General features: G+C 39.9%; 15 protein-coding genes. 7 read left to right on the top strand and 8 right to left on the bottom strand.

The window, feature by feature from the left end; translation table 11 throughout:
- Positions 1-104 precede the first annotated feature (104 nt).
- The 7 genes from HZA77_05780 to HZA77_05750 all read left to right on the top strand — a co-directional run bounded on the left by HZA77_05780 (position 105) and on the right by HZA77_05750 (position 4,981).
- Positions 105-1,103, top strand: a complete 999-nt coding sequence (locus HZA77_05780) for a PASTA domain-containing protein (GenBank protein MBI5374923.1) — start codon at positions 105-107, stop codon at positions 1,101-1,103.
- Between the two features lie 17 nt (positions 1,104-1,120).
- Positions 1,121-1,774: a ribulose-phosphate 3-epimerase gene (locus HZA77_05775; GenBank protein ID MBI5374922.1), complete on the top strand. Its 654-nt coding sequence runs from the start codon at positions 1,121-1,123 to the stop codon at positions 1,772-1,774.
- Positions 1,775-2,410, top strand: a complete 636-nt coding sequence (locus HZA77_05770) for a hypothetical protein (protein ID MBI5374921.1) — start codon at positions 1,775-1,777, stop codon at positions 2,408-2,410. It begins immediately after the preceding gene.
- Positions 2,410-3,072: a hypothetical protein gene (locus tag HZA77_05765; protein ID MBI5374920.1), complete on the top strand. Its 663-nt coding sequence runs from the start codon at positions 2,410-2,412 to the stop codon at positions 3,070-3,072. The genes HZA77_05770 and HZA77_05765 overlap by 1 nt, the downstream gene beginning before the upstream one ends.
- A 267-nt stretch (positions 3,073-3,339) precedes the next feature.
- The gene (locus HZA77_05760; protein MBI5374919.1) at positions 3,340-3,726 is read left to right on the top strand and encodes a hypothetical protein; all 387 of its coding nucleotides are present in this window, start codon (positions 3,340-3,342) and stop codon (positions 3,724-3,726) included.
- 258 nt (positions 3,727-3,984) lie between these two features.
- Positions 3,985-4,386 carry a carboxypeptidase regulatory-like domain-containing protein gene (locus tag HZA77_05755; protein ID MBI5374918.1) on the top strand — a complete coding sequence of 134 codons (402 nt, stop codon included), beginning with the start codon at positions 3,985-3,987 and terminating at the stop codon, positions 4,384-4,386.
- 193 nt (positions 4,387-4,579) lie between these two features.
- Positions 4,580-4,981, top strand: a complete 402-nt coding sequence (locus tag HZA77_05750) for a hypothetical protein (GenBank protein MBI5374917.1) — start codon at positions 4,580-4,582, stop codon at positions 4,979-4,981.
- A 31-nt stretch (positions 4,982-5,012) separates the two neighbouring features.
- On the opposite strand, the gene HZA77_05745 is transcribed toward HZA77_05750, so the two are convergent.
- Genes HZA77_05745 through HZA77_05710 form a run of 8 tightly spaced genes read right to left on the bottom strand, consistent with a single transcriptional unit; the run spans position 5,013 to position 11,277 of the window.
- Positions 5,013-5,426 carry a F0F1 ATP synthase subunit epsilon gene (locus tag HZA77_05745; GenBank protein ID MBI5374916.1) on the bottom strand — a complete coding sequence of 138 codons (414 nt, stop codon included), beginning with the start codon at positions 5,424-5,426 and terminating at the stop codon, positions 5,013-5,015.
- Positions 5,427-5,432: 6 nt separating this feature from the next.
- Positions 5,433-6,851, bottom strand: coding sequence for a F0F1 ATP synthase subunit beta (gene atpD, locus HZA77_05740; GenBank protein ID MBI5374915.1), 1,419 nt, complete (start codon positions 6,849-6,851; stop codon positions 5,433-5,435).
- A gap of 38 nt (positions 6,852-6,889) precedes the next feature.
- Entirely contained in the window at positions 6,890-7,753 is an 864-nt protein-coding gene (gene atpG / locus HZA77_05735; GenBank protein MBI5374914.1) for an ATP synthase F1 subunit gamma, read from the bottom strand.
- A gap of 18 nt (positions 7,754-7,771) precedes the next feature.
- A complete protein-coding gene (locus HZA77_05730) occupies positions 7,772-9,292 on the bottom strand; it encodes a F0F1 ATP synthase subunit alpha (protein ID MBI5374913.1) in 1,521 nt (506 codons plus the stop codon).
- A 39-nt stretch (positions 9,293-9,331) separates the two neighbouring features.
- Positions 9,332-9,871 carry an ATP synthase F1 subunit delta gene (atpH, locus tag HZA77_05725; protein ID MBI5374912.1) on the bottom strand — a complete coding sequence of 180 codons (540 nt, stop codon included), beginning with the start codon at positions 9,869-9,871 and terminating at the stop codon, positions 9,332-9,334.
- A complete protein-coding gene (locus HZA77_05720; protein ID MBI5374911.1) occupies positions 9,868-10,458 on the bottom strand; it encodes an ATP synthase F0 subunit B in 591 nt (196 codons plus the stop codon). Before HZA77_05720 ends, atpH begins: the two co-directional genes overlap by 4 nt.
- A gap of 9 nt (positions 10,459-10,467) precedes the next feature.
- Positions 10,468-10,887, bottom strand: a complete 420-nt coding sequence (locus HZA77_05715) for an ATP synthase F0 subunit B (protein ID MBI5374910.1) — start codon at positions 10,885-10,887, stop codon at positions 10,468-10,470.
- 6 nt (positions 10,888-10,893) lie between these two features.
- Positions 10,894-11,277, bottom strand: a complete 384-nt coding sequence (locus tag HZA77_05710; GenBank protein ID MBI5374909.1) for a hypothetical protein — start codon at positions 11,275-11,277, stop codon at positions 10,894-10,896.
- Positions 11,278-11,310 lie beyond the last annotated feature (33 nt).

The following is an 11,310-nucleotide window of genomic DNA, read 5'->3' as shown; positions in this document are numbered from 1 at the left end:
AGTCTTTTATTCACTGTTTTTATCTTGCAATCGTTGACAGATCAGCCTTTTTTCAGTTATACAATGCAGATAATTATTCTTTTTTTATCCGGGAGTTAGACAACTTGGTCCCAAATTATGTGAAAATAGTTGGAAAATACGGGCTTCTGTTTTTTATTTTCATTGCCATAGGTGCAATAACAGGGGTTATGGTAATGAACTTCATTACAAAACCAGAAGAGATAACAGTCCCAGATATAAAAGGAAAATCAATTGACAATGCTTTGGCAGAATGCGGAGAAGCAGGAATAAACATAAGGATCGCAGGCAAGGCGTTTGACACCAAAATACCTCTTTACCATGTTATTTCGCAATCTCCGGAGCCAGGGAAAAAAGTAAAAAAAGGAAGGGAAATTGATATAATAATAAGCAAAGGTACCATAAAGGCATATGTTCCTGATGTCATCGGAAAAAATCTCCAGGACGCAGAAATGCTCATTTCAGAGGCACGTCTTAATTTAGGCAGAGTGCTGAAGGTTCACTCCGAAACTTATCCTGATAATGTGGCAATTGCCACATATCCTGCGCCGGGCAGGGACGCTCCGAGAGGAGTCAAGATATCCCTGCTAATAAGCGCCGGACAATTTGAAAAAACATATATCATGCCCAATTTATCGGGATTAACAGAAAACCAGGCATATAATCTTCTCGATGAAATGGGGGTAAAGCTGGGTGAATTAAGAAGAGAATACGATTCGGGAAAGCCGGCCGGGACAATCGTTTCCCAGCAACCCCCGTATGGATATAATATAAGATCAGGAGAAGAAGTGAGCCTTGCAATATCAACTGGCGGGAAGGGAACATCTGTTGGTAAAGCAGTATCTGGAGCGAAAAACGTCACGAAAACAGCAGTTAAAACTTACAGGTCATACACATTCACCGTGCCTGATGCACCTAAAAACAGGAATGTGAGGGTTATTCTGATAAGCGGGAACACAACAAGGGAAATATATAATAAAGTGACTCCACCAGGAAAGCTGATAAATCTATTCTTTGAAGTTTCCGGGAAAACAATCATGAAGGTATTTGTAGACGGCGAAGTTATCGCAGAAAACAATTATTAAATTATAACGGAGAACAAATGATAAAAATATCTCCTTCAATCCTTTCAGCAGATTTTGCCAAACTCGAAGAAGAAATAAAAAAAGTCGAACCTGTATCAGATTTTATACATATAGATGTAATGGATGGAATTTTTGTCCCCAACATAACCATAGGACCACTGATTGTTTCTGCAATAAAAAAAATGACATCAATCCCTCTTGATGTACATCTCATGATTGCACAGCCTGATAGATATATAAATGATTTTGCAAACGCAGGCAGCGATTGGATTACAGTACATCAGGAAGCATGTATACATTTAAACCGCACAGTTTCAGCGATAAAAGAACTTGGCAAAAAAGCCGGAGTATCAATAAATCCTTCAACACCTGCCAATACTTTAGAATCAATCATTGAAGATGTTGACCTTGTTCTCGTCATGTCTGTAAATCCAGGTTTTGGAGGACAGAAATTCATTGAAAGCTCAACGAATAAAATAAAGATTATCAGGGGAATGATTGACAGTTGCAAAAGTAAAGCAGAACTCTCCGTTGATGGTGGAATCAAAGTAAATAACGTAAAAAAAGTTGCAATGGCAGGAGCAACAATGTTCGTTGCGGGAAGCGAAATATTTCACAGTAAGAACCCGCTAAAGACAGCCGAGATTTTGAAAAAGGAAGGGAATATATAAATGCATGGAGCGAATAAATTTCGTAACCTTCTGAAGTTCTTTATTATCTTTTTTTTAATCGCATCTCCGCTGCTTAGTTCCTGTAATGTAATTAACAAACATGAAGTGGAGCAACCTTTTCTGCAGAATACGCGAATCCTTCTTCTTTATTATTCCCTCTATGGAAGCACTAAACAGGTATCGGAATGGGTCGCCTCAGGAATTGACGGCAAAACCGATATTCTGCCGATTAATGATTTTTCAAAAGTTAATATAAATGATTACAGCATAATAGTATTAGGAAGTGCAGTCTACATGGAAAATATTGCCCTGCCTATGAAAGATTTTTTAAAAGAGAACAGGGAAAAATTCAAAGATAAGAAAGTGGCACTTTTTATTGTTTCCGGAAGTTATCTCATTAGCGGTGAAAGATATTTGAGTCTATTTGAACGCGAGTTAGAAAAGAAACCATTTACGACAGCCTTTTTCGGCGGACGCATGGTACCTGATAAACTTAGCGAATTTCACTATAAAATAATGGAAAAATACTGGGCTGACAGAGGGCAGAAAGTCCAGTTTTTTGATTTCATGGATAAAGGTGAAGCAATGGATTTTGGAAAAAAAATAAGAGACTTTATAATTAAGGATCCATCGTAATGGAAAAAAGAAAAATAGCAGGAGTTATTTGCTTTTCTATACTTATGATGTTTTCTACAGGTTGTTCTACAACATCATCACTAATAAAAGACAAAGAGGCAGCCCTTGAAGCTAAAAAAAAGGCTTATACCAATAACTCTCAGGTTAATACGAGTTTCACCCTGACAATGGGAGAAAGAGAATTCATTCTTGGCGAAAGAGAAGAAAAAAAAGTTCATCTGGATGAAGCAACTGTGCATTATAAAAAGGCAAAGGACTTTTACGACGAAGCTTTTGTGTCATCATACCTGTTTCAAAGAAATTGGACACTCGAAAACTACCAGCGCATCATACAGATAAAAGACATGAGGCTAAAAATAAACAGGCTCCTGCGTGGAGCTTATAAGAAAATTTTAATGCAGTCACTTGACAACAAGGTATCTGACGATTTAAAGTCGAATTATGAGGCAGTTAAAGATGTTGAAGAAAAAATAAGTCCTGTTATCGTGGAGTCAGATGCTTTGCTAACAAAAGCCATTGAACTTTCAAACCAGTATGACATGTTTCAGACAAAATATATATCCCTTGATGCTATGAAGAAACTTAATGATGCTGCGACTGTAGTTAAAGAAGTTATAGATAAGATTTTTCCGGGAAATAGCTTCGATACTGGTGATATTTAAGGTTGTCGGGTTTTTAGACATTTTTTTGTTTAACAATTCAATTAGTTATGAAAAGCTGGGAAAAAGTGTCGAAAAATTGAACAAATAAAGAGGCTCAAGTTTGAATTCTTGTTAAGAAAAATGCAAAGTATGCTCAAAAAAAAATATTTTAGTATTATTAATCAATACATTATTTAAACAATATAAAAGTGGCACAGTATTTGCTTATTTTTCAACCTGATAGAAGAGAATTTTATAAATAGTCATTAATTTCGTGGGAGGACTGGAATGAACATAAGAAATATCTTAGTTATTGTAGCAGGGGTATTGGTTCTCATGGTATTACCGTCGACATCATTTGCACTTACAATCAGCGGGATTGTGTTTAATGATGTAAATTGTAATGGAGCAAGAAGTGCCGGAGATAGCGGAATTGCAGGTGTCACTCTGATATTAAGTCCCGGTGCAATAGTAGCTTCCACAAGTGCTACAGGACAATATACTTTCTCAGGATTAGTACCAGGAACATATATAGTAACAGAAACTGATCCTTCAGGTTATTGCAGTACAACACCTAATTCACGTAAAATTAAGCTGAAAAATGCTGATGTAAGCGGACAGCACTTTGGGGATAGCAAGAAATTCGTAAGTCCTCCAGGTGGTTGCTGCCCTTAGAAATAAATATGTTTTATATAATTCAATAAAAAAAAGACTGACATAAATTTTATGTCAGTCTTTTTTTTGAATAATAATTTGAAAATATATCTATATAGATTTGAAGATTCTTGACAAATCTAATTATTAAAAATAACTTTATGTTTAATTTTATAGCAATTATGGGAATAGCTAAAAGCATTCATTTTATCTATGAGTTGCAAGTGAAAAGGAATAAGTAAAGATATATAATTTTATGTTTTTAAGGGGAGATATTAAATGAAGATAAAAAATGCTTTAATATTGAAGTTATTCTTTGTTTTTTGCCTGGCTATACCATCCTTCTCTTTTGCATTTATCATAGGTGGATTTGTATATAATGACACGAATTGCAACGGTGTTCGAAATGCAGGAGACTCAGGGATCCCCGGAGTTACTATAACATTAACCCCGAGTGGGATTACAACAACAACAAACAGTTTAGGACACTACATGTTTACAGGTGTTCTACCCGGAACTTATACTATAACAGAAACTGACCCAGCAGGTTATTGCAGTACTTCACCAAATATCCGTACCGTAAAAGTAAAAGGTAAGGATATTCTGCTGCAGAATTTTGGAGACAGCAATCAGTTTGTCAGCCCTCCAAACAGCAGTTGTTGCCCACAGGAAGTGTATTAATAAGTCAAATTACATTACCTGAAAAAAGCCCTCATTTAAATTTGAGGGCTTTTTTATTTGTTTTACCTCTAACACGCCCACACTCATCATATTAAATCAGTATTTGAGCGTCCTTGACAATTTTAGAATCCTAAATAAAGAGAGATTGTAGAAGGACCAATGGACTGAATTACAACTTAGCAGGAGAAGACAAGTGAAAATAAAAGTAGTTTGTTCGTTAATATTTTGTTTATTTTTTCTTATGGCCATACCATACCATTCATTCTCAAAGGATAAGGATTTTCAAATTGAAGGTATAGTATTTAATGATAAAAACTGTAATGGGAATAGGAATGGCAGTGATCCAGGTATCCAGGGAGTTACTGTTACTTTGGAACCAGGGGGATTAGTAACGGCAACCAACAGTTCAGGTAAATATAAATTTAAAAACTTAAAACCAAAGACTTATACAGTAACTGAAACTGATCCTGCGGGTTATTGCAGTACTACTCCGAACGTACGAGTTATCAAGATAAAAAACAAAGATGTAGACGGTCAACATTTTGGTGACAGTAAAAAATTTATAAGTCCCCCGGGTGGATGCTGTCACGAATAAAGCGGCAAAGACTAATTAATAGAAGCTTGAATCACTTTATATATTTTGAGGCAATATCTATTCTTGCAAGTGCACGAGCCAGAGCCAATTGAGCTCTCTCTACATCAATATCCTCAGAACCCTTACTTAGTCTGTCTTCAGCGCGCTTTTTCGCTGACATTGCACGATCAAGATCAATCTCTTCAGGTCGTTCAGCAGCCTCAGCTAAAATGATAACCCTATCGCTCCTTACCTCAGCGTAGCCCCAGCTAACATTCAAATATTTTACTTCATTTTGCGGGGTCTTAAAGCTTATAAGGCCGGATTTTAAAATTGAAAGGAATGGCGTGTGTTCAGGCAAAACACCAAATTCCCCCTCTATTCCCGGAGCGCAAATATCCTTTACCTCTTCGCTTACAAGCATCCTGTCAGGTGTTACTATTTCAAGAAAAATTGTATCTGCCATATCACATTACTCTTTCATCTTTTCTGCTTTTTCCAGGGCTTCTTCTATTGTACCAACCATATAAAATGCCTGCTCAGGTATTTCGTCGTGCTTTCCTTCAACAACTTCCTTAAAACCTCTGATTGTATCTTCAAGCTTCACATACCTTCCTGGCATGCCGGTAAACTGTTCAGCTACGAAAAATGGCTGTGACAGAAACTTTTGTATTTTTCTAGCTCTTGATACTGCAAGTTTATCTTCTTCTGAGAGCTCATCCATACCAAGTATTGCTATAATATCCTGAAGTTCTTTGTATTTCTGGAGAACTCCCTGGACGCTTCTTGCAACTGCGTAATGCTCCTCCCCGATAATGCGCGGGTCAAGAATCCTTGATGTTGAGTCAAGCGGATCAACTGCCGGATAAATTCCGAGTTCTGCAATCTGCCTTGAAAGAACTGTTGTAGCGTCAAGATGGGCAAAAGTCGTTGCAGGTGCCGGGTCAGTAAGGTCATCAGCAGGAACATATATTGCCTGTACTGATGTGATTGATCCTCTTTTGGTCGAGGTGATTCTTTCCTGCAGTTCTCCCATCTCCGTAGCAAGTGTAGGCTGATAACCAACCGCTGATGGCATCCTGCCTAACAGTGCAGAAACTTCTGAGCCTGCCTGAGTGAAACGGAATATATTATCAATAAATAGGAGAACGTCCTGTCCTTCCTCATCCCTGAAATACTCTGCAACTGTGAGTCCTGTGAGACCTACCCTCAGCCTTGCTCCAGGAGGCTCAGTCATCTGTCCATATATTAAGGCAGTTTTGTCTATAACGCCGGATTCTTTCATTTCAAGCCAAAGGTCATTTCCTTCCCTCGTCCTTTCGCCAACTCCTGAGAACACTGAAACACCGCCATGTTCCATTGCGATATTTCTTATAAGTTCCATGATAAGAACTGTCTTACCGACTCCCGCACCTCCGAAGAGTCCTGTCTTTCCACCCCTTGAATAAGGTTCAAGAAGGTCAATAACCTTAAGCCCTGTCTCGAACATTTTTATCGACGTATCCTGCTCGTCAAATGCAGGGGGTTCCCTGTGAATAGGGTACTTCTTCTTGGCTTTAACATCACCAAGCTTGTCAACAGGTTCACCAAGCACGTTTATAACTCTTCCAAGCGTCTCTTTCCCGACCGGAATGCTGATAGGAGCACCAAGGTCTTCTGCATCGGCTCCCCTCATAAGTCCTTCTGTCGGCTCCATGGCAACCGTACGTACCACATTTTCTCCGAGATGAGATGCCACTTCTACTATAATGGAAGGCTTTGCTCCGGACTCGGAAGGCATGTTGACCCTGAGAGCGTTAAAGATTTCCGGGAGATGTCCTCCCTCAAACCTTACGTCAACAACAGGTCCAATGACCTGAACGACTTTCCCAATCATTTTAGCTTCTGTCATATCCTGATCCCTCTTCCTTATATATTAAATGTTTATATTTATCCTTTAAGTGCCTCAGCTCCGGCAACAATCTCAAGGAGTTCTTTAGTTATGGCAGCCTGTCTTGCCTTATTATATTTAAGAGTAAGACTCGATATCATATCGCCCGCGTTTTGCGATGCATTTTCCATGGCAGCCATCCTTGCAGCTTGTTCGGCAGCAAGAGATTCAAGGAGCGCATTATAGATGATAACCTCAATTGACCGGGGAAGTAACTGGTCGAATATCTTTTCCCTCGACGGCTCATATATGAAATCAATCCCGTCTTCAGCTTTCCCTGTCTCTGCCGGTTCAATGGGAAGAATCTGTTTCACCAAAACATTCTGCGTCATAGCAGATTTAAATTCATTATATATCATCACAACTTTTTCTATCTCATCTTCCGAATAATTCTTAATAACCTCTCTGGCAATCCTCACTGCATGCTCATATCCCAAAGTGTTAAAAAAATCAGAGTAAATATTTCTTACAGAAAGTTTCCTCTTCGAGAAGAACTCTTTGCATTTTTTGCCCACAAGAGTCATGTTTATGTTGCTTTCGGGATTCTCTTTAATGAACGCGTTCGCTGCTTTGATAACATTGTTATTAAAACCGCCGCAAAGCCCTTTGTCTCCAGTTATCACAATAAGCTCGATAGTACCGGGCTCACCGCGGCGAAGAAGCGGATGGACATCCTCACCGCCCGCCCTCATCACAAGGCTCTGCAAAACCTTTTCAATGCTTCTGCCATAGGGGCGTGCTGCTATTATCCGCTCCTGTGCGCGTCTGAACTTGGCGGCAGAAACCATTTTCATGGCTTTTGTTATCTGTTCAGTTTTCTTTACACTTACTATTCTTCTTTTTATATCTCTTAGGCTTGGCATTTAAAGCTCTCTTGATTTTTATTTACGAACAGTCTGAACAAAGCTGTCCTTAAATTCCTTGATGATCCCGCGAAGCTTTTCATCTGTTTCTTTAGTAATCTCTTTTTTCGTCTCGATTTCCTCAATAATTCCCGGGTGGTTACCATCTATGAATTGCAACATCTCAGATTCAAATCTCTTGCACTCTTCAATAGGAATATCATCAAGGAAGGCATTGATACCTGAGAAAAGAACTATTATCTGTTTTCCAACTGAAACCGGAACATATTGTCCCTGTTTCAGAAGTTCAACCATTCTTCCTCCTTTTGCGAGCTGCGCCTGAGTTGCTTTGTCGAGCTCGCTTCCAAACTGGGCAAAAGCCGCCATTTCTCTATACTGTGCAAGATCCAGCCTCAGCCTTCCGGCAACCTGTTTCATTGCTTTTGTCTGCGCACTTCCACCGACTCGGGATACTGAGAGTCCTACGTTGATTGCCGGTCTGATACCTGAATAGAAAAGGTCTGTCTCGAGGTATATCTGCCCGTCTGTGATGGAAATAACATTTGTCGGTATGTAAGCGGAAACGTCTCCTGCCTGAGTCTCAATGATCGGAAGAGCAGTAAGGGAGCCTCCTCCGAGAGAATTATTAAGTTTTGCTGCCCTTTCAAGAAGCCTTGAGTGGAGATAAAAAACATCGCCCGGATATGCTTCACGTCCAGGAGGTCTTCTGAGGAGGAGAGAGAGCTGACGGTAAGCTGCTGCCTGTTTTGAGAGATCATCGTATATTACCAGCGCATGGCCTCCCTTATCCCTGAAATATTCTCCCATAGCACAGCCTGCATATGGAGATATATACTGCATCGGCGCAGGCTCGGAAGCTGATGCTACTACAATTATTGTAAACTCCATTGCGCCGTATTCTTCAAGTGTCTTAACAACCTGAGCTATGGTTGATTTCTTCTGTCCTGTCGCAACATAAATACAGATAACATTCTTGCCCTTCTGGTTTATTATTGTATCGAGCGCAACAGCAGTCTTTCCCGTCTGTCTGTCACCTATTATAAGTTCCCTCTGCCCTCTTCCTATGGGAATCATGGAGTCTATGGCTTTAATACCTGTCTGTAGAGGTTCTTTAACCGGCTGCCTGTCAACAACTCCGGGAGCAATTCTTTCAAGGGGACTAAACTCTTTTGAGTCTATCGGTCCTTTCCCGTCAATAGGCTGGCCAAGAGCATTTACAACCCTTCCTATGAGACTCTCTCCGACCGGCACTTCTATGATTCTCTTCGTTCGCTTTACGGTATCCCCTTCCTTTATATGTTCGCCTGCTCCGAATATGACAGCTCCGACGTTATCTTCTTCAAGGTTAAGAGCCATCCCGAAAACTCCGTGAGGGAATTCAAGAAGCTCGCCGTACATGACCTTTTCAAGGCCATATATGCGGGCAATCCCGTCTCCAACCATCATCACAGAGCCAACCTCATTAACCTCCAGAGAACTCTCATAGCCGGAAATCTGCTTCTTAATTATTTCGCTTATTTCTGCCGGTCTGATTTGCATCTTTGTATCTCTCCTTTCCTGAACTTATATGAGCCTGAATCAGTTTAATAATTTTTCCTGAACAAGCTTTATCTGGTTCTTTATGCTGCCGTCTATTACAAGGCTGCCGATCTTTGTTATGACACCTCCTATGATCGAAGGGTCAACATCAACGCTTACAACGACTTCCTTGCGTGTTATTTCTGAAAGTTTTTTCTGAAGGAGCGCATATTCCCCGCTGTCAAGCGGCTCTGCCACAGTTACGCTTCCCCTCACCCGGTTTTTCACGTCATCAATGGACAACAGAAACTGCACAGTTATTTCTTTGAGAAGCCCTATGCATCTCTTCTTTAAGAGTACAAACATAAAGCTCTTAGTCACAGCAGAGCATCCCATCTTTCCTGTTATCTCTGTCATTGCAAATTCTTTTCTTTCAGCCGGAACACCCGGATTTGAAAAGAAATTCAATGCCTCCGAAGAACCGAGCAACAGATCAGAAAGAGCAACAAGCTCACTGTAAATCGTTTCAAGGTCAGCCTCTTTCTCGATAACTTCGATTAAGCTTCTTGCAAATTTCCTTGCTGTGGCGGTCTTTATCAATTTATCCCTCCAAGCATAGAGAGATATTTATTAAAAACGCGTTTTCTCTCTTCAGTTGAAACTTTCTCCGTAAGTATCGCTTCAGCCATTTTTGCGGCATTTTTTACCATCTCGCTTTTAAGTTCTTTAAGAGAATTCTCATACTCATACCGTATGTTTTTCTCATTCTGCGCTATTATCCGCTGTGCCTTGTCGCCGGACTCTTTTATTATCCTGTTCTTCTCATCTTCAATAAGCTTTGCCGTATTTCTCTTTATCTGTTCAATCTCTGAAGATAACGCTGAAAGTTTTCTTTCTGCATCCTTTAATTTGACTGATGCCTCTTCTTCAGCCTTCCTGCTCTCATCAAGCGATTTCTTTATATTCTCTATGCGCATCTCAAAAAATTCTTTTACAGTTTTCTTCAGGATAAAAAAAAGAGCTCCCGCAAGTATAAGAAAATTAATCCATTTAAAGACTTCCTTAGATATGTCTATCCCGGCATGCTCTCCCTCTTCAGCCGCATAAGCAATACTGAAGGAAAAACACAGGAACACTGCAAATGCAATTACAGCCGCCAAGTTCCTTCGTCCGGATAATGAACTCATACTCATCCCCTAAGATTTAAGTATTTTATCAGCAATATCCTTTGCCAATGCTTCGGTCTGCAAGGCAAGATCTCTGGATGCACGCTCCTTCTCCTGCCTGAGATTATCCCTTACACTGGAAAGTTTATCTTCAGCCTCTTTCTGTGCAGCTTTTACTATTTCTGTTGCTGAAACAGAGGCGAGCTTTCGGTTTTCCCCCTGTTGCTGTATGCTATTTCTCTTTTCAGCCGCTACTGAATTCGCAAAAGACTCATTTTTCCCGGCTGCTTCATCATTAAATTTCGCCGCCTTGCTAAAAGCCCCTTTAATGTCGCTGTCCCGCTCATCCATAATCCTCACAAGTGGAAGGAAAAGTTTCTTGTTGAGTATTATCATGAGTATTACAAAGTTGATGGCCAGAATAAAAAGAGTGAAATCTATTTTTAACATAACTTTTTACCTTCCTTCGCAAACTTCTGCCGCTGCCTCAATGCTACCAAGCGGGAAAAGTATCATGACAAAAGTCGGGAAAAGATACCCGACAAATCCGGTAATAATACACCATTTTGATATACCTGCTGCCGCAAAAAGAAATAGTCCTGCCAGCACAAACCTTAAAGCAGAAACAACGAAAACACGGGCTTTACCTTTTCCCGGAATATTATTTCCTGTTATGTTTCCTATACACCTTGTCAGCAGGTTAATATTCAGAATTCCTATGAATCCGCCAATTAATAATACAATTCCTTCAATAGCAGTATTAAAAACAACAAATACTGTAAAAAGTAATAGCAGACCGGCTAAAGACACATATAAAGCTTTGCTTTTAAAAAAAGACATTGTTCCCCCGAGACAGCTTAAAAATGGCGTGTT

The organism is Candidatus Schekmanbacteria bacterium (genome assembly GCA_016219965.1).
In the GTDB taxonomy this organism is placed as follows: Bacteria; Schekmanbacteria; GWA2-38-11; order GWA2-38-11; family J061; genus JACRJM01.
The sequence above is the reverse complement of the archived record's forward strand: the minus strand, read 5'-3'. Positions and strand labels throughout refer to the sequence as shown.